18 protein-coding genes are annotated in these 17,833 nt (G+C 58.3%); 5 read left to right on the top strand and 13 right to left on the bottom strand.

All coding sequences use genetic code 11. From position 1 onward, the window contains the following. Positions 1 to 4: 4 nt before the first annotated feature. The 6 genes from EDY99_RS09240 to EDY99_RS09220 form a co-directional block, all read right to left on the bottom strand. The gene (locus tag EDY99_RS09240) at positions 5 to 484 is read right to left on the bottom strand and encodes a GNAT family N-acetyltransferase (RefSeq protein ID WP_033643107.1); all 480 of its coding nucleotides are present in this window, start codon (positions 482 to 484) and stop codon (positions 5 to 7) included. A 110-nt stretch (positions 485 to 594) separates the two neighbouring features. Then, complete coding sequence (locus EDY99_RS24580) at positions 595 to 756, bottom strand: hypothetical protein (protein ID WP_162997437.1); 162 nt, start codon at positions 754 to 756, stop codon at positions 595 to 597. Between the two features lie 141 nt (positions 757 to 897). After that, a complete protein-coding gene (locus tag EDY99_RS09235; RefSeq protein WP_060660706.1) occupies positions 898 to 2,964 on the bottom strand; it encodes a TonB-dependent copper receptor in 2,067 nt (688 codons plus the stop codon). A gap of 223 nt (positions 2,965 to 3,187) precedes the next feature. Then, positions 3,188 to 3,595, bottom strand: a complete 408-nt coding sequence (locus EDY99_RS09230) for a DUF2946 domain-containing protein (protein ID WP_071991645.1) — start codon at positions 3,593 to 3,595, stop codon at positions 3,188 to 3,190. A 337-nt stretch (positions 3,596 to 3,932) separates the two neighbouring features. Then, positions 3,933 to 5,234 carry a sorbosone dehydrogenase family protein gene (locus tag EDY99_RS09225; protein ID WP_089194769.1) on the bottom strand — a complete coding sequence of 434 codons (1,302 nt, stop codon included), beginning with the start codon at positions 5,232 to 5,234 and terminating at the stop codon, positions 3,933 to 3,935. A 10-nt stretch (positions 5,235 to 5,244) separates the two neighbouring features. After that, a complete protein-coding gene (locus tag EDY99_RS09220; protein WP_033650381.1) occupies positions 5,245 to 5,670 on the bottom strand; it encodes a DUF2231 domain-containing protein in 426 nt (141 codons plus the stop codon). A 168-nt stretch (positions 5,671 to 5,838) separates the two neighbouring features. On the opposite strand from EDY99_RS09220, the gene EDY99_RS09215 reads away from it, so the two are divergent. Beyond that, a complete protein-coding gene (locus EDY99_RS09215; RefSeq protein ID WP_042784516.1) occupies positions 5,839 to 6,297 on the top strand; it encodes a YbaK/EbsC family protein in 459 nt (152 codons plus the stop codon). A 79-nt stretch (positions 6,298 to 6,376) separates the two neighbouring features. On the opposite strand, the gene EDY99_RS09210 is transcribed toward EDY99_RS09215, so the two are convergent. Then, positions 6,377 to 6,754, bottom strand: a complete 378-nt coding sequence (locus EDY99_RS09210; protein ID WP_033643102.1) for a VOC family protein — start codon at positions 6,752 to 6,754, stop codon at positions 6,377 to 6,379. Between the two features lie 24 nt (positions 6,755 to 6,778). Between EDY99_RS09210 and EDY99_RS09205 the strand changes: the two genes are divergently transcribed. Further along, positions 6,779 to 6,994 (top strand): hypothetical protein, encoded by a 216-nt coding sequence (locus EDY99_RS09205; RefSeq protein ID WP_123061698.1) that lies wholly within the window; start codon positions 6,779 to 6,781, stop codon positions 6,992 to 6,994. Between the two features lie 240 nt (positions 6,995 to 7,234). Here EDY99_RS09205 and EDY99_RS09200 read toward each other — a convergent pair whose 3' ends face one another. The 3 genes from EDY99_RS09200 to EDY99_RS09190 form a co-directional block, all read right to left on the bottom strand. Continuing rightward, positions 7,235 to 7,624: a hypothetical protein gene (locus EDY99_RS09200; protein ID WP_164489275.1), complete on the bottom strand. Its 390-nt coding sequence runs from the start codon at positions 7,622 to 7,624 to the stop codon at positions 7,235 to 7,237. Positions 7,625 to 7,630: 6 nt separating this feature from the next. Beyond that, positions 7,631 to 8,011 carry a DUF4440 domain-containing protein gene (locus tag EDY99_RS09195; RefSeq protein WP_069100157.1) on the bottom strand — a complete coding sequence of 127 codons (381 nt, stop codon included), beginning with the start codon at positions 8,009 to 8,011 and terminating at the stop codon, positions 7,631 to 7,633. Between the two features lie 229 nt (positions 8,012 to 8,240). Further along, positions 8,241 to 9,251 carry a LacI family DNA-binding transcriptional regulator gene (locus tag EDY99_RS09190; RefSeq protein WP_069100158.1) on the bottom strand — a complete coding sequence of 337 codons (1,011 nt, stop codon included), beginning with the start codon at positions 9,249 to 9,251 and terminating at the stop codon, positions 8,241 to 8,243. Positions 9,252 to 9,567: 316 nt separating this feature from the next. On the opposite strand from EDY99_RS09190, the gene EDY99_RS09185 reads away from it, so the two are divergent. The 3 genes from EDY99_RS09185 (at position 9,568) to EDY99_RS09175 (ending at position 12,686) form a co-directional block, all read left to right on the top strand. Next, entirely contained in the window at positions 9,568 to 10,491 is a 924-nt protein-coding gene (locus EDY99_RS09185; RefSeq protein WP_033650386.1) for a substrate-binding domain-containing protein, read from the top strand. Between the two features lie 67 nt (positions 10,492 to 10,558). Beyond that, a complete protein-coding gene (locus tag EDY99_RS09180; protein ID WP_089197060.1) occupies positions 10,559 to 11,734 on the top strand; it encodes a Gfo/Idh/MocA family protein in 1,176 nt (391 codons plus the stop codon). Between the two features lie 10 nt (positions 11,735 to 11,744). Beyond that, complete coding sequence (locus tag EDY99_RS09175) at positions 11,745 to 12,686, top strand: sugar phosphate isomerase/epimerase (RefSeq protein WP_122016594.1); 942 nt, start codon at positions 11,745 to 11,747, stop codon at positions 12,684 to 12,686. Positions 12,687 to 12,739: 53 nt separating this feature from the next. Here EDY99_RS09175 and EDY99_RS09170 read toward each other — a convergent pair whose 3' ends face one another. The 3 genes from EDY99_RS09170 to EDY99_RS09160 all read right to left on the bottom strand — a co-directional run bounded on the left by EDY99_RS09170 (position 12,740) and on the right by EDY99_RS09160 (position 17,832). Beyond that, a complete protein-coding gene (locus EDY99_RS09170) occupies positions 12,740 to 13,837 on the bottom strand; it encodes a hypothetical protein (protein ID WP_060660711.1) in 1,098 nt (365 codons plus the stop codon). Positions 13,838 to 13,898: 61 nt separating this feature from the next. Further along, complete coding sequence (locus EDY99_RS09165) at positions 13,899 to 14,936, bottom strand: Glu/Leu/Phe/Val dehydrogenase dimerization domain-containing protein (protein ID WP_033643093.1); 1,038 nt, start codon at positions 14,934 to 14,936, stop codon at positions 13,899 to 13,901. Positions 14,937 to 14,952: 16 nt separating this feature from the next. Continuing rightward, entirely contained in the window at positions 14,953 to 17,832 is a 2,880-nt protein-coding gene (locus EDY99_RS09160; RefSeq protein ID WP_123061696.1) for a type I polyketide synthase, read from the bottom strand. Between the last annotated feature and the right edge of the window lies 1 nt (position 17,833).

Genomic DNA, 17,833 nt, shown 5'->3' with positions numbered 1-17,833 from the left:
CGGGTTAAAGGGAGAAGCGTTTTTTGACTCTGTCGATCGGCGTGCCATCGCTGAGCGGCACCTGCGGCAAACGGTCGTAATCGCGAAAGCCCATTTTGTGATAGTAGGCGAGGCCACCGACGTTATCCGCCCGAATGGTGGCGTTGATGTGCTTGAAACCGTGCGACTTCGCCGCCGCTAATGTGGCAGGGAACAACGCACTGCCGACGCCGCGCACCTTCGGCGACAGGCGGGAGAAGGTGGCAATATCTGCGGTATCGGGCGGCAGGGCATCATCTGCGCTCAGCGCCTGGAAGCCCACCAACAGCCCATCCACCTCCGCGACCTGGCAGCTCAGCGCATTGCTGCCGCTGATGAACCATTCGCTGAATTCGGCGGGGGTGAGGGGCGTTTCTATCGCCGTCGTGCCGCCGGCGCCGATCACGTCATTCAATAACTGCGTCAGGGCTTCAGCGTCTTGCGGGGTTACCGTTCTGATCTTCATTGCGTTGCTATCTCCTATGATGAATCGGCTGGAACCATCGAAAGAAGATAGACGCAGGCGTCCGATAATGAAATATCAGAACGTGCCGGACCAAAAGACAGTGAGAGGAATTACATGAACAGGAAGCGGTCGGCCAGCGGAACCCCACGTTCGAGGCGCGGCGGCAACGCGTCGTCGCGATCGTCAGGCCGAGCAGCCTGCGGCGCGGCGTCTTCGGCTTTTTCAATCATCAGCTCGCCGAGCAGGGCCAGAAAACGAGTGAGCTTTTGCATATTCCCTCCGGATCCTTGATTACATTGAGAGTGATACTAATCGCCGCTCAACCGAATGGGAAAAACTTAAAACTCATATCCTAAGAACCGGATCGCATATCGCCTGACCGGGCGACGGTTGCCCATCGCCCGGTGTACGGTTTAGAAGGTGACGTTAACCTTGGCCCACAGGGTGCGGCCCGGCTCATTCACCGCGCTGTTGGCCGAATACCCGAAGGCGCTGTTGCCCGCCAGGTTGAGGTGTTCGCTGTAGGTCTTGTTCAGGATGTTATCCAGACCGGCGCTCAGCTTGACGTTTTTATTCACCTTGTAGGCGGCGTTAGCGGAAAGCACGCCGAAGCCGGCGCTTTCGGCAAAGTCTTTGCCTACCACGTTGCCTTCGTTGATCGCCACGCGGTGTTGGCTGCTGACCAAACGCCACAGGCCGGTGCCGCTCCAGTCGCCGTACTCATAGGTGAGCCCCAGACGCGCCTCCAGCGGCGGGATCTGCGGCAGCGGCCGGCCGTCGCTGGTGTTTTTGCCCCAGGAGTAGGCCAGGCTGGCGTCGGTTTTCCAGTGCTCGCTCAGTTGATAACCCATGCCCATTTCGCCGCCCATGATGTTGGCGTTGACGTTATCGGCCTGGCTGAGACGCGCATTGTGCGGATCGTATTTGAACAGGATGAAATCATCGACGCGGCCCACATAAGCGGAGACCCAACCGTTGAAGCGCTTGCCGTTGTATTGCGCGCCGATGTCGAGCTGCGTGGTTTTCTCGCTCTTGACGTTGGAGAACGGATCCTTGCTGCCGTTCGGGCCTAGCTTCGGCGAGAACAGCTCCCAGTAATCCGGGAAGCGTTCGGTATAACCGACGCCGGCATATAGCATCAGCGGTAGCTCGGCCAGCGTATGCTCCAGGCGCATAAAGCCGCTCGGCAGGGTATCTGAACGTTCCACATCGCGGCCGCTGCGGAAGTTCTCCACCAGGGTGCGATCGAGACGCGCGCCGCCGATCAGCTTATCCTGATCGCTGGTGGACCACGTCAGCTCACCGAAGGCGCCGTAGCTGTTGAACTGGGCGTCTTTTTCCCAGCTACCGCGGCTCATGCTGCGGTGGGTATTGGTCTGCGTGTCCAGGCCGCTTTCAAGCTTCACGTCCTGCCACTGCCAGGTGCCCATCACGCGGCCGCCGACGGTGCGGCGATCGAGCTGCATCGTCATGCCGGAAGACATCATGTGCCCGCCGTGGCCCCCCATGTTCATGCCGCCATGCCCACCATGGCCGCCCATGCCGCCGCTGCCCGGCGAGCGCAGGGTCACGTTGTCCATCACGTGGTTGGCGTAGTTGTAGTAGACCTGCGCTTCCAACTTATCCAGCACCTCGCCGATGTTGGATTTCTCCACCCGCATGCCCAGGCTTTCGCGTTTGAACTGCGAACCGTCCATGCTGCGGCCGGCATAGCGCGCTTCGCCGTTGCCGCGCCCCATCGTCACTTCCAGCAGCGTGTCGGCATCCGGCGTCCAGCCGAGCGCCAGATCGCCGTTCCATTTGTCCCAGCGCGATGGCACGCGCGTATTCGTTCCGTCCTGGTAATCGTTGGCGCGCGACTTGTTGGCCATCACCCGCAGGTAACCTTGTTCGGCGCCGAGGCTGGCGTCGATATTCTCGTCCCAGCGGCCATTGGAGCCGGTCAGCACGCTGGCGTTGCCCTTGATGCCCGGCTTGTCGAAGCGCGGACGTTCACGTTCGAAACGCACCGTGCCCGCCGACGAACCCGGCCCCCACAGCACCGTCTGCGGCCCTTTGGTGATGGTCAGCAGATCGAAGCTTTCCGGCGAGATGTAAGAGGTGGGCGCATCCATTCTCGATGGGCAGGCGCCGAGCATCTCCGAACCGTCAGTGAGAATTTTCAGCCGCGAACCGAACATGCCGCGAAATACCGGATCGCCGTTGGTGCCGCCGTTGCGGATCTGCGAAAAACCGGGAATGGTTTTCAGATAGTCCGAACCATCGCTGGCGGGCACCGGCTGACGCGGGGTTTTCGGTGATGTCACGATGGTCAGCGGAGAGTAGAGCGGTGCGGTGACGGTGATCACGTCGCCATCATTAACCTGTGCGTCGGTAGGGTGCTGATGCGCCTGCGCCGCGTGGCCGGCCAGCAGGAACAGCGGCATGGCGGTGGTGATTGCGCGGGTGACGGCGTTCTTTTTATAAGCGGGTTTAAACATCATCTTTCCTTAAGCTAACTTTTTTCCATTATTCTCCGGCGATTTATTCAGGCGTGGGGATGCCTGGCGAAAATCACCATCGGAAAATACGGGGGTTAATTCCCTCAACGTGGAAATAACCGGGCTAATAATGTCGTCTCAATGCATAACCATTGGGCGTATTAATTCCGCCATGTTGAAACGATCAACGGCAATACAGAAACGGCAATGGGGTATTGTTAAATCAGAGGAAAGAGACGGGTGGCGCGCGCGGCTGTAATTCGGTATGAACGACGTGGGCAAACAGGGGAACGAGATAATGAGTCGGCGGCGGGCGCGAGGCCAGAGATTGAGACCAGAACAGCGGGGCGTGGCTCACGTCCAGCAGCGGCGCGTGCAGCAACAGCACGCAGTAGCCGCAGGCGCTGTCGTCCATCATCATCGCCATGTTGTGGTGGCCGCCGCCGTGCTGCATCATCGGCGATGCGGCCTTTTCCGGCGCGGCCGGCGGCGAATGCATATCATGATGCATCGGCTTCGGCATCGCCATGCCGCAGTCCGCCATGACGGTCGTTTCAGCACTTCCGGCGCGCGCATGCTCCAGGGATCGCGAGACCACCGGCGCAATGAACAACATCAGAATGGCGAACATCCCTAACCAGGCGGCGGCCCGGTTACGTGATGCAGGGGGCTGAATTAACGACACAATCAACCTAAAAAAGGGTTAACACAGGGGAAGGAATTGTACTGGTTTATGTCGAAATGTTAAAACCTTTTATTTCTGGTCAACGCTCTGTTGATGAATATATTATCGAATGAGCGCTTTAATTCTGACCAACGGCTATTTTTTTGCGCCAATAACGTGACGGGGACAATATTAATGACGGAAAAACTGGCGAGCACGATTATTCCGCTTTATGACGATCTGGCTGGCGCTGAGGAGTGAGTGACAATGTCACGGGCGAGTTCACCGGAACCCGCCCGTAACCTTACTTCGCGCTGACGCGCCAGACAGTGTTACCGACGTCATCCGCAACCAGCAAAGCGCCGGTCTTATCGATAGCCAACCCCACAGGGGCGCCATAGAGTTCCTTCTCATTATCGGAGACAAAACCTGTCACCACGGCCTTGAGCTTGCCGACCGGTTTGCCTTGCTCAAACGCCACATAGCTGACCCGATAGCCGTTCAGCGGCGAGCGATCCCAACTGCCGTGTTCGCTGATAAAGGCGCCGCCGTGATAGTCGGCCGGCAGAGCGCTCGCGGTGTAGAACAGCAGCCCCAGCGGCGCGACGTGCGAGCTGAGCGCGTAATCCGGCTTGATGGCTTTCGCCACCAGGTCCGGCCGCGGCGGCTGTACCCGCCGATCGACGTGCTGGCCGAAATAGCTGTAAGGCCAGCCGTAGAAACCGCCGTCTTGCACCGAGGTCAGGTAATCCGGCACCAGATCGGCGCCGATTTCGTCACGCTCGTTGACAATCGCCCACAGCTTGCCGCTTTGCGGCTCCCACTGCAGCCCGGTCGGGTTGCGCAGGCCGCTGGCGAAGATGCGGCTGGCGCCGGAGGCGGTGTCCACTTCCAGCACGGCGGCGCGCCGGTACTCTACGGCCAGGCCGTTTTCGGTGATGTTGCTGTTGGAACCGACGCCGACATACAGCTTTTTCCCGTCAGGGCTGGCCAGCAGGGCCTTGGTCCAGTGATGGTTGATGGTGTCCGGCAGGTCGGCCAGTTCTTTGCCCGGATCGCTGATGCGCGTTTCGCCTGGCTGATAGGCGTACTGCATGATATTGCCGGTATTGGCCACGTACAGCGTATTGCCAATCAACTGGACGCCGAACGGGGAATCGAGCCCCTCGAGGAAGACGTGCTTTTCCCAGTTGCCGCCGGCGGTCGGGCGCAGCAGGGTGATGCGATTGCCCCCTTTGCCGCCTTTACCGGATTGGCCTTTCACCAGGCCGGCGATCAGCTGCTTGGGCGTGCTCACCGCTTCCGTGCCCGGCCCGTTGGCCTCCACGACCAACACATCGCCATTGGGCAGCGTGAGCAACTGACGCGGATGAAGCAAATCGTCTGCCACCTTATCGATTTTCAAGCCTTCCGCCACTTTCGGCGTCTGATCTTGTTGCCAGCCAACGCCCTTAGGCACCTGCATCGGCGGCATCAGAAAGTCTTGCGCCGCCGGCAACGTCGGATCCGGGCCCATTTGTTGCTCTGGCGAAATGACGGCGCTGTTATCGCAGCCGGCCAAGGCCAAAACGGCGGAAAGGGTGAGCGCCAGAGATGAGAGCTTCATGAAAACCTCCTTATTTTGCGCGGGCGCCAAGGGCCAGCAGAATATTCGCCAGGCTGAGCAGCGCGACCACGATCGCAGACAGCACCAGGCCTTGGGGCACCACGGCATACGCATCCCGGCTATGCACGAAAGCGTTGATAATGGCGAGAACGATGGCCAGCAAATTCAGCCAGAAATGGAGTTTGACCGACGATCCCCGCAGCCGAGCGCTGCCGAACCATACCTGTACCAGGTTAATCAGGCGGGGAATGATGGCAAAAATCAGGCCGATGGCAATTAGCCAACTTGCGCCATTGACCCACTGAATATTAGCGGTACAGGCATAAATGATGTCGAAAATCAGCGCCGCGGTGAAAAATCCGTAAGGTATCGGGTTGAGCCATTCATAGACGGCCACTGCGGCCGCTGAGGGCCTTGCTGTCGTTTGCGTGGTCATGCAGGCATCTCCATGAAAAATGATGGGTAAAAAGGCCATTGGCCCCTTAAAGCTTTGTTCAGATCCAGCGATTTGAACAATTTTGATTCTCATTTTTAGCATGCGATGTTAAAACCGAAACCATCACTTCGGCATTATCAATGGTTTAGCAATATCAGGAGGCAGGGCATGAGCATAGAACGCGTTCAGCGTTTTCTGGCCGAGCACGCACCGGAGACGACGGTGACGGTGCTGGCAAAGAACACCGCAACGGTGGCGCTGGCGGCAGAAGCCTTTGGCGTGGAGAGCGGGCAGATCGCCAAGACGCTTTCGTTTCGCGTTAACGGCGATGTGGTGCTGCTGGTGATGGCGGGAACTGCCAGAATCGACAACAAGAAGTATAAGCAATTCTTCGGCGTGAAGGCGCGTATGCTGCCGGCGGAAGAGGTTGAAGCATTAACCGGCTATCCGCCCGGCGGCGTTTGTCCCTTTGCCGCACCGGAGGCGGTGAGGATCTACTGCGATCATAGCCTGCGCGCTTTCGATGAAGTGCTTCCGGCAGGCGGCAGCGATAACTCTGGCGTGAGAATTGCGCCACAGCGGCTGGCCGGCATCACGGGAGCGGAGTGGATTGACGTGACGGGGTAACCAATAGTGACGTTGTCACAATACGTTATGTTAAATACAGAATCTTTTCTCTGTATAATTATTTGTTTTAAATGGAAAACTAGGCTATCGCATTGTGGCAAACCGCCTCGATATTATGACCATCCGGACCAATGACAAACGCCGCATAGTAGTGGGCATGATAATTGGGGCGTAAACCGGGCGCGCCATTGTCTTTGCCGCCGGCGCTTAACGCGGCGTGATAGAACGCATCGACCTGTTCACGGCTGCTTGCGGTAAATGCCAGGTGCAGATGCGCCGGTTTTTCATCGGTCTGAAACAGGCATAATGACACGTTACCCCGATCGGGACACAGCTCAACGCCATAATCGGGTTCACCTTCGGCAACGATCTTTACGCCCAGTGGCGCCAGCGCATTAAGGAAAAACGCTTTGCTCAGAGCAAAGTCGCTGACGCCAAATTTCACATGGTCAAACATGGGGATGTCCTGGAGTGTGGAAGAATGTTCCCATTCAGTATAGCCAACGCCATGAAGGCCACCGGAAACGGTGAAGACGAACGCCAGTACGCATTTGGCAGGCAGAAGTTGTTCATTTTTATGGCGCGTTTTGGTGAAATCTGCAGTATCGCAGTAGCCATGTTTTATCAGATTTCACGTAGCGCGATCAAAAAAGCGGGGAGATTTTGCCTCAATATCCGCAGAGATGTGTCGCTATAAGCATGCCCGGTCATCATTAATGGCAGAACGCATTTATCTATGATCCTCAGTGGGTGGAACGTGATAAAGCTGAAACTTCGCGAGATATTGGCTGGCGTGTTAACGGCAGTCCATCACATCGGCAGAGTTGGCTGACGGCCAAACCAACGATTGATAATTTTGCTGGGAGGTTAAGCGGCGTTGGAATGCCAAGTGCCGAAATCCTGGGAAGCGGCAAGCGCACGCCTCACATGCATGCATTTACTGCAGGAAGTGAACAGGCGACAGGCATTGGGTGTTCAGAGATTTTTGCGCAAACATCATGGTGTCGCTCAGCAATAAGCGGCAATGGCAATGAAGCCTGCAGCGAAAACTCGACGGCTTAAGACCAGCTGAAAAACGAATTCGTTCAACGGCATGAGCAACGGGCGTTGAAATGGTTGGCCACAGGAGAAAACCCATGATCAAGCCAGGACGCCAGAATCCACGTATAACCACATGGGTGCGCATAATGTATATTATGTTAAATTGTATTATTGGATACGCACCGCCGTTAGCCTGGCCGTCCTTTCTCACCTCACCTTCAAGCCTTATCAGGCTGCTAACCTTTTTTATGTTTAAGCCCATCATCAGCCCGTTCAGTTTCAGCACCTCAGTTTAATCCTCGGTCGGTGTGCCCTGATGAAACCGCATCTGCCAACCGGCCTTTTCCGTCAGCATCCAAATCGACGACCGTTCTGTGCAACGAATGGTGTTGCCCTGCGCGTTGCGTTGAAAACTCTTATACGTCAGCAACACGGCGCCTTCACTGATTTTCGCCAGCGTAAAACCTTCGGCAACAATCTGCGGATGCTCAGTTTCCATTTCCAGCGCCGCAACGGTCTGGCGTTTGTCATAACGCAGACCTGAGCGACCAATCTCTTCAAAGTCTTCATGCAACAATGCCGCGACGCGCTGCGGATCGCGGCGCACCGATGGCTGATGCAGTTCAACCTCAAGCGTCTGGATTTGGCTAAACAACTTTGCAGAATGCGTCAAAATGCCCTCCTTTTTGATCGCGCTACGTGAAATCTGGCAAACTTCGGCAGTCAATCTACACCAGAATGACTCTCGTGAAACCTGACTTTGCCATGGCGCCCCCAGCGGTACTCGCCACCGCTGGCTATGGGGCATCTGAAGGTAACACTTTCTCTTCTATAGAGTTTTTTTTATCGCGACGAGTTCTCATTAAACCTCCAAAGTGACGCCGTCACCAAAAGGAAAAACCTCACGCCTGTTTCTCTCCCAGGTGCGACCGCCGAACCCGCAATTCCCCATGCCGCCAGGCACCGTCTGCCGTGGTGCGATTATCGAGCAGGCGATTCAAGGCTTCTTCGACCAGCCGGTCGATGCGTTGGCTGTAGCTGGTCAGCGCCCAGTTGGCTGATCCGGCCTCGTCGATATCGTCGAAACCTACCACGGCCATTGCAGACGACGGTGCCACTTGCCTGAGCGCTTCGAGCGCCCCCAGCGCCAACACGTCGTTCTCGCAGAACAGCGCCTCAACCCGCTCGCTTTCCGGCGTTGCCTGCAGGTATTCGCTCATCAGCTGGAAACCGCGTTGGCGATCGTAGTGGCCAGCCGTGAGCACCCGATCCAGCTGAAAGCCAGAGGTTATCAGCCTATCGCGGTAGCCTTCCATGCGCAGCAAATGGCTACTTTGCGTGTCTGGCCCCTTCATGTAGCCAAAGCGCCGATGCCCTTGTTCTATCAGCAACCCAGCGATCTCTTCGCCGGCGCGGTAGCCGTCGATATTGACCACATCAATGTGTTCGCTTTCCGTATTGCGGCACACCTGCACCAGCGGGATCTGATGCAGATCTTGCGCGATCGCCGCCCACTCTTGGGTTAACACCGTCGCCAGGAACAAAATGCCATCGACCTGCAGCTGATCGGCCATCGCCATCACCGCCCGGTAGTTTTCCCCCGCGGTGATGTTCAACAGCAGCGCCATATAGCCGCGGGTTTGCAGTTGTTTGGTGACCATATCGAGCATCATCATCGAATGCGGGTTCTTCATTTCGTCGATGGCCACGCCGATGATGTGCGTGCGTTTTTGCGACAGGCTGCGCGCCAGCAGATTGGGTCGATAGCCCAGCTCGGCCGCCGCCGCCAGTACGCTTTCACGCGCGCTGTCTGAGATCGACGCACCGGGCGTAAAGGCGCGCGATACCGTCCATTTAGAGACGCCGGCCTTTTCGGCGACGTCGCTGGCGGTGGCTTTGTGGTGTTTCGTCATGGTTGCGTCGATCCCTGCTTCGGTGAAGTCACACTATACCCTGCTCGCTCAGATCCCCTAAGCGCCTGCCGGCATACCTGCTGCGATTATGTCCCGTTTTTGCACCCGATTGCAATTTGTTATGCAACCGGGTGCAAAACATAAAGAGTTTGTGATCGTCCGCGCTGTTTTCACCTTTCCCCTGTTGACCAAATTTTATCCATGGCCGACATTCACGGTGGCATTCAGAGACTCATCGCCGTTTTGTCTCCTGCTTTGCACCCGGTTGCAAAACACTGTTTTTACATAACACCTCTCTTCTCAACAGGATACCGTAATGAAAAAAACCAGACTGTTGTTGATGTTAGCCTGCTCGCTGTTTGTCGTGACCGCCCAGGCCAAGACCTACCAGGTCGGCGTGGCGCTGGCCAACTTCGATCTCAACTTCGTCTCTATCCTGCGCAGCCAAATGGCGCGGGAACTGGTTGCGCAGCAGCTGCAAGGCCAGTTCGTTGATGCCAAAGGCGATGTCGCCCTGCAGGTGCAGCAGGTAGACGATCTGATTAATCAGGGCGTGGACGCCATTATCCTCAACCCGGTCGATACGCAAGGCGTTCAGCCGATGATAGCGGCCGCCCAACGCGCCGCTATCCCCCTTATCTTCGTCAACCGCAAACCCGAAGTGCCGCTGAGCGGCGCGACGGCCTACGTCGGCTCCGATTCGGCGCTCAGCGGTCGCCTGCAGATGGAGGCTCTGGCGAAAAAAATGAATTACCGCGGCAACGTGGCGATCCTGATGGGCGCCCTCTCCAACGAAGAAACCCGCGAGCGCACCCGCGCGGTGGAGGCGGTGATCGCCAAACACAAAGAGCTGAAAGTGGTAGAGAAACAGACTGCGAAATGGCAACGCAATGAAGCGGTCGACGTGGTCTCCGGCTGGTTGCTGAACGGCGTACCGATCGATGCGATCGCCGCCAACAACGATGAGATGGCCATCGGCGCGATCATGGCGCTGAAGCAGGCCAAAAAGAACGGCGTACTGGTTGCCGGTATCGATGGCACGCCCGACGGCCTGCAATTTATCAAAAACGGCGACCTGGCGGTGACCATTTTCCAGGATGCCAAAGCCCAGGCGATCGGCGCGGTGCAAGTGACCCGAGCGATGTTGGATCACGCCAAAACCGAGTCTTACAACTGGGTGCCTTATGCCACCGTGACGCGAGAAAACTACCCGCAATTTGCGCAAATGAACCAGAAATAAACCGTTGCCACTCTCTTTTTCAACCCACTTTGCACTCGAGTGCAAAACCACAGTATCAGGAGTCAGCATGTTAAATGGTGAAAGAAGCATCCCTCGCCCGCTGCGTTGGGCGATGATCGGCGGCGGCCGCCTCAGTCAGGTGGGCTACAAGCACCGTTCCGGCGCACTGCGCGACAATACCGCCTATCGGCTGGTTGCCGGCGCTTTTGATATCGACGCGGCGCGCGGGCGTGAGTTTGGCGTCAATCTCGGCGTGCCCGCTGAACGCTGCTATGACGACTATCAGCAGTTGCTGAAACAAGAGGCCAACCGCGAAGATGGTGTTGAGGTGGTGACCATCGCCACCCCTAACGGCACCCACTATGAAATCACGCGCGCCGCGCTGAATGCCGGCCTGCATGTCATCTGCGAAAAACCGCTGTTCTTCACTACGGCGGAGGCGAGAGAAATCAAGGCGCTGGCGGCGGAGAAAGGCCTGATCGTCGGCGTAACCTACGGCTTCTCCGGGCATCCGCTGCTGATGCAGATGCGCGCCATGATCGCGAACGGCGACATCGGCGAAATACGCATGGTCGAATTGCAGTACACCCATGGCTTCAACGCCAACGAAAGCGCGGACACGTTCGAGGCGCAAAAGTGGCGCGTCGATCCGAAAATCGCCGGCCCCTCCTTTGTTCTGGGCGATATTTCTACCCACACCTTCTACATCTCACAGCTGGTGATGCCCGACATGAAAATTGCCTCCCTGCTGTGCGATCGCCAGAGCTTTATCCCTTCCCGCGCCCCGCTGGAAGACAATGCCATGGTGCTGATGCACTACGAAAACGGCGCCGTCGGCCGCATGTGGGCCTCCGCCATCAACGCGGGCGCGATGGACAGCCAAAGCATTCGCGTGGTGGGCGCACGCGCCAGCCTGCAATGGAGCGATTCCACGCCCGGCGAATTGCGCTATGAGATCCAGGGGCGGCCCAACCAAACGCTGCACCACGGCATGCCCTATCTGGACGACAGCGCGCTGGCCGAAGAGCGGCTCGGCGCGCTGCATACCGAAGGGCTGGCCGAATCCTGGGCCAATATTTACCTCAAGTTCGCCATCGCCATCAGCGCCAGCCAGCACGGCGATCGGCAAACGCTGGCCACGCTGATCTATCCGGATATCGATGCCGGGTTAGAAGGCGTGCGCTGGATTGAAAACTGCGTTCGTTCCGCCGACAACGGCGCCACCTGGGTCAATTACCGATAAGGAAAGCATCATGAAACTTTCATTCTGTACCGACAGCCTGGGCCATTTGCCCTTCGAGCCGATGCTGGATCGGTTGCTGGAGCTGGGGGTGCGCGGCGTGGAAATGACCACCGGCGGCTGGTCTCCGGCGCCCCATCTGGATACCGACGATCTGCTGGCCAACCCGGCCAAACGCCGGCAGCTGCAGCAGGCCCTGGCCAGCCGCGGCATGGAGATCGCCGCGCTCAATGTCTCCGGCAATCCGCTCGATCCGGGCGAGCTGGGGCAGCGCCATCTGCGCCAAACCGACAATACGCTGGAGCTGGCCGGCCTGCTGGGGGTGAAGAAGATCGTCATGATGAGCGGCCTGCCCCCGGCCAGCCCGCATGACACCATCCCCAACTGGATCACCTATACCGTCAGCTGGCCCCCTACGGTGAAAAACTGTCTGGACTATCAATGGAATGAGGTGGCGATCCCCTATTGGCAGGCGCTGGTCGCCCGAGCCAAAGCGTGCGGCGTCGAGCGCTTTGCGCTGGAAAACTTCAGCGCCATGCTGGTGTGGAACCCGGAAACGCTGTTCCGGCTGCGAGAGGCCGTTGGCCCGATGGTGGGTCTGAACCTCGATCCCAGCCACTTGATCTGGATGGGCGCAGATCCCATCGCGGTGGCCCGCGCCCTTGGGCCCGCCATTCACCATGTGCACGGCAAAGACGTACGCCTTGAGCGCGGCGTCGTCGAGGTTAACGGGCTGCTGGAGACCAAACCGATCGACGAGGTGGCCGGCCGGGCCTGGAACTATGTCGCCGTCGGCTGCGGCCGGGATCTGCAGTGGTGGAAGGAATTCTTCTCGGTGGTGCGCATGATGGGTTACAACGACTGGGTGTCACTGGAAATGGAAGACTTGACCATGTCGGTCGATGCCGGCATCACCTCTTCCGTTCAGGCGCTGCAGCAAACCCTCAGCCAATAAATATCCTGCGCAGCGGCCACGGCCGCTGCGCCACCCAGTGAATTGCCAACCGCTTACAAACACCATACCGGCCGGGCGCCCACCGTCGCACTGGCATGCCCAGCGCCATGGCTCAGGCACAGCGTTCTCAGCCCGGCACCCGCACCGGAATACCAGGCGCCGCCTCGCATCAGCATGCGTTCGCCGTAGTTGCGCAGATAAACCTGATCGCCGTCCGCACACCGGTGATGCGGTACAACGCCGAGGATTTTCAATATATCCGGCACCGACTCTCCACTTGCCGCACCAATACGCCCGAACTCATCATCCATCAAACCTGGCGGATACCCATTGTCATGCGGATCGCCGTTGAAATGCCGGATACGGTCCGAAATGCGCGGCGTGCCGGCATTGCCGGTAAGACTCGGCGATGAAGCATCGAATTTTGCGGTTCCCGGGCTGCCGGGAGGTAGCCACTCGCCTGTTGCCAGGTCGACCGCGCGCCAGCGTTCGTCTTCATTATCGGTCATCGGCATCGCGGCGTCATTGTCCGGTAAAAGCAGGATTTCCCCCGCGACCAATTTCAGCCCGTGTTGCCATTCCCAAAGGTTGCCGCAGAGATCGCCAATACCGTGCGGCGTACCGTCATGATACCAGGCAGCCGGACCGGATGCGGTAAACGTTGTCGGATCGCCCTGCTCATCGCCCACGACACCGCCGTCACATCGCTTGCCATACTGGCGTCGATCGCGATGCGATCGCCCACTCTCGGTATTGCCTAACTCCGGCCAGCCATGATGACGGCACCAGAACATCAACGCGGCCCATTCGGCGTTGGTGCCAATGTGCCAGCCGCGTCCATTGCGAGCCGCCGCCTGTCGAAATGCGGCCAGGTCATGCCAGCTGGCCGGGGCCGTCTCAGGTTGACTGACCAGTTCGCCATGGATCAGCGTGCCGGGGTAACAGCCGTAGAAGAAAGCCTCTTTTCGCTGACCGTTGACGATAAACGCAGGATGAACCGCCTCGCCTAACCCTGATGTGACCTCTTGCAGCGTAAAACGAGGTATCACATGCATATAGCTGGGCTGCCCACTTGCGGTGTAAAGCACGGTGCGACGCCCTTGCGATTCGGCCTCTACTTTGCAACGCAAAGCGTCTTTTACAATAATCATGGAGTTATGTGCCCGTTAAAAATGCCGAGGCCGGGAAAGCGCAGGCTCCCCGGCCCATTTCTTACGCCACCATGGCGGCGGATTTGATCGGTTGCAACAATTGTCCAATATCGCAATTGAGCAGTTGAGCGCGCTGCAGCAACTCCTCCGTCTTGGCGCCAATCACGGAGTGAACATAGGCGTTGACCTGCTCCTGGTTCATTTGGTTATAACGGTCGGTAAACGCCATTTCGATGCTGTCGCAGATCACTGCGCCGGCGTTGCTGACGTAGTCCGGCAGATAGTGAATACCGCGCGCCAACAGCCGCTGTTCAGCCTGTGGCGTATTAAACGGTGAGTTGGCGCTGCTCACCACCCAGCGGGTATTCAGCTGTTCAATATTCTGTGCATTCAATACGTTGGACATCGACGCGATGCACAGCACCTCGCTGGGTTGCGCCCAAAGTTCCTCTTCGCTCACGCGGCGCACCCCCGCAGGAAATTGCGCTGCGGGGTTGATGTCATAGGCCGTCACCTCACAACCGAACAGCAGGCTTTGTTTCGCCACTTCAGTGCCGACCTTGCCCATACCGTGAATGGCAATGCGCGCGCGAGGCAAATGATTGAGCCTCAGCGTCAACACTTTTTTCATCGAACTCCAGACGCCGTAGCCGGTTGCCACCGATGTATCGACTTGTGGGCTGTCCATGGCATTCAGGATCCACGGCGTAAACTGCCGCAGATAGTCCATCTCTCGATTGCCGGTATTGATATCGCATCCCGTAAACATGGTGCCGCCATAGCGATTGAGCAGAGCGCCTATCGCTTCAAGCACTGCCGGTTGCTCTTGGGGAGAACGTTTGCTGTTCACCACGATTTTGCCGCCGCTGAAGCCGGTATTGTACAGCCCGTGCTTCAGCGACATGCGCTGCGCCAGCATGATCGCCTCCTCTTCCTGCTGCTGCCGGGACGCATAGTTTCGCCAACGGATACCGCCATTGGCCGGTAGCAGCTTGATCTGCGACGAGTAAGCCAGGGTGAATGACGTTTCGTCATCGATTACGACCGTTTCTATCTGGTATTGGTTATGTGTATTCAGCAATTCATTGTTAACTGACATAATTTGCCATCCTGTTTTAATGAGAATCTTGCTCGAATGCTCCAGCCTGGTCCAACTGTTGTTTAATGCCCCACGGCGTAGGCCGCTTAAGAAAATCGGCCATCCCTATTGCCTTGCCAAACTCTTGCTCCAACATCGCCAGCAGGCGCAGCGCCATCAGCGACTGCCCGCCGGCGTCAAAAAAGTCACAGTGGTTAGAATCGGGGTTCACGCCGGTCACATCCCCCCAAACGCGCCAGATACGCGCCATCTGGGGATCTGACTGGCTTGTTGCCGCCGGCGTTCGCTCGGCTTGCGGCCCCTGCCTGTCCCGTTCGCCCAACCACCAGTGCGCCGGATCGAAGGGATACATCGGCAATGCGATGCGCGAAGGCGGCAGTTGCCACAGGCGGCGCCAGTTAACGTTGACGCTGGCGCGCCAGATTTTTTGCAGCGCCTGGATCCATACGGCACCTTCATTCTGCGCTTCGTCGCGACGCGGCAAGGTTCGCACCGCGGTCACAGAACCGGCGGATTTCAGCTGTGCAACCAACGCCGTGAGCGTCGAACCCGGCCCAACTTCGATAAACAACGTCTTGCCGCGCTGCGGTAGCTGCTGCAAGGCGCGGTGGTAATTGACCGGTTCACGGGCATGACGCGCCCAATAGCGGCCGTCAAGCGCCGAACATTCGACTTCGGTCGCCAGCAAGGCGGAGACGTAACGTACCCCCGTCGCCGATTCACCCGGCGGCGGCGCAATATCGGCCAGCTCGTCAAGAATGGGATCCATCAGGGTCGAATGAAACGCATGTGAAACATTCAAGGCTTTGCATCGCACGCCTCGGTCTCGCATCTGGCGTTCGCAAGCGCGAATGGCTTCAGCGGTGCCGGACAGCACGCAGCCGTCATCACTGTTTTCTGCCGCCAGCGATAGCTGATGACTCAACCAGGGCTGAACCTGTTGAACGCTCAGCTCTACCGCCAACATCATCCCGGACGGCAACCCGGCCATCAGACGCCCACGATGAGCGGCGAAAACCAGCGCCTCTTGCACCGAGAACACCCCAGCGGCCCAGGCCGCCGCAATTTCGCCGAGGCTGTGCCCAATGACCCAATCCGGCTCGACGCCGTAATGCATCAGCAGTTCGGCCACGGAGATTTCGACGGCGATCAGCGCGGGCTGCGTCAACGCGGTATCGTTAATCGACTCGGGTGCGGCCTCTCCGGTAAATAACGCCGAGAGATCCAGTGCGGCTTGCGTTTGCACTATCTGCAGTTTGTCGTTCATCAGTTTTCTGAAGGTCGCATCCTGTGCCATCAAATCGCTGGCCATACCGATAAACTGGCTTCCCTGGCCAGGGAATTGGAAAACTACCGACAAGCGCCCTTTCCCCGTATCCATCATGTTTTCTTTCACGCTCAACGCGCCCCGATCGTCTATCTGCAAGGTGCCGCGATAGCGCAGCGACTTTCTTCCGCTTTGCGCGCTCCAGGCCAAGCGTTCGTCGTTTTCGCCGTGCGGTCGCTGCAGATAGCGTTTTACCAGCCGATGCCAGGCCTGTTCTGACTGTGCGCTGATCGGTACGACGGTGGAGGACAATGAGGCCGCTGTTCGCGCCGGCGGCATGACAGGCGGCCTCGCCAGTACGACATGCGCATTCGTACCGCCAATACCGAATGCGCTGACGCCGATGGCCTGGCGCGGATCCTCGCGATCCCACCGTTGAGCGGAACAGATAAACTCAAACGGACTCTCCGCCAATGCCATTTCCGGATTCGGTGAGCCAACGTTGATCTGCGGCGTGAGCCAGCCATGCTGAATTTGCAGGGCGGCCTTAATCAATCCCGCCATGCCGGCGCAGGTTTCCAGGTGCCCGACGTTAGCCTTGACTGCGCCGATGGCGCAGAACCCCCGTCGTGTCGTATGCTCTCGGAAAACACCGTTCAGCGCCTCGAATTCGATGGGATCGCCGGCCAGAGTGCCCGTACCGTGGGCTTCGATGGCGCGAAAATCCTCAGGCGTCAACCGGGCATCGTCCATCGCCTGGCGCAGCAGGCGTTGCTGGCCATGTAAACTGGTGGTGGTAAAACTGACTTTGCGCGCGCCGTCATTATTCATCGCCACGCCTTTGATCACCGCGACGACGTTATCGCCGGCCGCCAGCGCATCACTCAGGCGCTTCAACACCACCACACCGACGCCGCTGCCGAATACCGTACCGCTGGCATCTGCGGAAAATGGCCGGCAGTGCCCATCGGTGGAAAACACCATGCCTTGCTGCGCAAAATAGCCGTCGTTTTGCGGGATCCTTAGGGTACAAGCGCCTGCTAACGCCAGGTTGCAACGGCCGCTGCGCAAGGCGTGGACCGCTTCGTATACCGCCACCAGCGAAGTGGCGCAGGCGGCTTGCACGTTGCACACCGGCCCCCCGATGCCCAGATGCCAGGCCACCCTGCTGGTGAGGTAATCTTTATCGCTCATTATTTGCCGCTCGAACGGCGAAGGATTGAGTTTATCGAGTAGCTCGGATCCTTGCGCCTGACGTAAATAGTCAGAGCTGCTACAGCCGGCGAACAGCCCGGTATCCTCAAGTTCCCCCGGTGTCACACCGGCGCTTTCCAGCGCGTGCCAGGCGCATTCCAAAAAGAGCCGCTGCTGGGGATCCATCAGCAGCGCATCGCGCGCGCTAATACCGAAGAATCCTGCATCAAAGCGAGATATGTCGCCGGCCACAGGCGCGGCGACGGGAATATATCCCTTGTCGACGGCATCATCCCGATCGTTATCGACGCGAACCAGGGATTCGACACCGTTGATCAAATTATGCCACCAGCTTTCGATGTCCTCGGCACCCGGGAAACGGCAGGCCATGCCAACCAGGGCGATATCCCGTTCATTGCTGTTCACCTGCTGCATG

Origin of the sequence: Serratia sp. LS-1, from assembly GCF_003719595.1 — a bacterium.
GTDB lineage: Bacteria > Pseudomonadota > Gammaproteobacteria > Enterobacterales > Enterobacteriaceae > Serratia > Serratia ureilytica.
Note: the sequence above shows the minus strand (reverse complement) of the source record. Positions and strands in the feature narration are given on the sequence as shown.

What these genes read in the sequence shown, in the direction of transcription:
- EDY99_RS09185 (WP_033650386.1), top strand. Translation starts at nt 9,568, where the DNA reads ATGAAAAAAACCAGACTGTTGTTGATGTTAGCCTGCTCGCTGTTTGTC.
- EDY99_RS09235 (WP_060660706.1), bottom strand. Translation starts at nt 2,964, where the DNA reads ATGTTTAAACCCGCTTATAAAAAGAACGCCGTCACCCGCGCAATCACC.
- EDY99_RS09160 (WP_123061696.1), bottom strand. Translation starts at nt 17,832, where the DNA reads ATGCAGCAGGTGAACAGCAATGAACGGGATATCGCCCTGGTTGGCATG.
- EDY99_RS09190 (WP_069100158.1), bottom strand. Translation starts at nt 9,251, where the DNA reads ATGACGAAACACCACAAAGCCACCGCCAGCGACGTCGCCGAAAAGGCC.
- EDY99_RS09180 (WP_089197060.1), top strand. Translation starts at nt 10,559, where the DNA reads ATGTTAAATGGTGAAAGAAGCATCCCTCGCCCGCTGCGTTGGGCGATG.
- EDY99_RS09225 (WP_089194769.1), bottom strand. Translation starts at nt 5,234, where the DNA reads ATGAAGCTCTCATCTCTGGCGCTCACCCTTTCCGCCGTTTTGGCCTTG.
- EDY99_RS09215 (WP_042784516.1), top strand. Translation starts at nt 5,839, where the DNA reads ATGAGCATAGAACGCGTTCAGCGTTTTCTGGCCGAGCACGCACCGGAG.
- EDY99_RS09165 (WP_033643093.1), bottom strand. Translation starts at nt 14,936, where the DNA reads ATGTCAGTTAACAATGAATTGCTGAATACACATAACCAATACCAGATA.
- EDY99_RS09170 (WP_060660711.1), bottom strand. Translation starts at nt 13,837, where the DNA reads ATGATTATTGTAAAAGACGCTTTGCGTTGCAAAGTAGAGGCCGAATCG.
- EDY99_RS09240 (WP_033643107.1), bottom strand. Translation starts at nt 484, where the DNA reads ATGAAGATCAGAACGGTAACCCCGCAAGACGCTGAAGCCCTGACGCAG.
- EDY99_RS09230 (WP_071991645.1), bottom strand. Translation starts at nt 3,595, where the DNA reads ATGTTCGCCATTCTGATGTTGTTCATTGCGCCGGTGGTCTCGCGATCC.
- EDY99_RS09210 (WP_033643102.1), bottom strand. Translation starts at nt 6,754, where the DNA reads ATGTTTGACCATGTGAAATTTGGCGTCAGCGACTTTGCTCTGAGCAAA.
- EDY99_RS24580 (WP_162997437.1), bottom strand. Translation starts at nt 756, where the DNA reads ATGCAAAAGCTCACTCGTTTTCTGGCCCTGCTCGGCGAGCTGATGATT.
- EDY99_RS09205 (WP_123061698.1), top strand. Translation starts at nt 6,779, where the DNA reads ATGTTCCCATTCAGTATAGCCAACGCCATGAAGGCCACCGGAAACGGT.
- EDY99_RS09175 (WP_122016594.1), top strand. Translation starts at nt 11,745, where the DNA reads ATGAAACTTTCATTCTGTACCGACAGCCTGGGCCATTTGCCCTTCGAG.
- EDY99_RS09220 (WP_033650381.1), bottom strand. Translation starts at nt 5,670, where the DNA reads ATGACCACGCAAACGACAGCAAGGCCCTCAGCGGCCGCAGTGGCCGTC.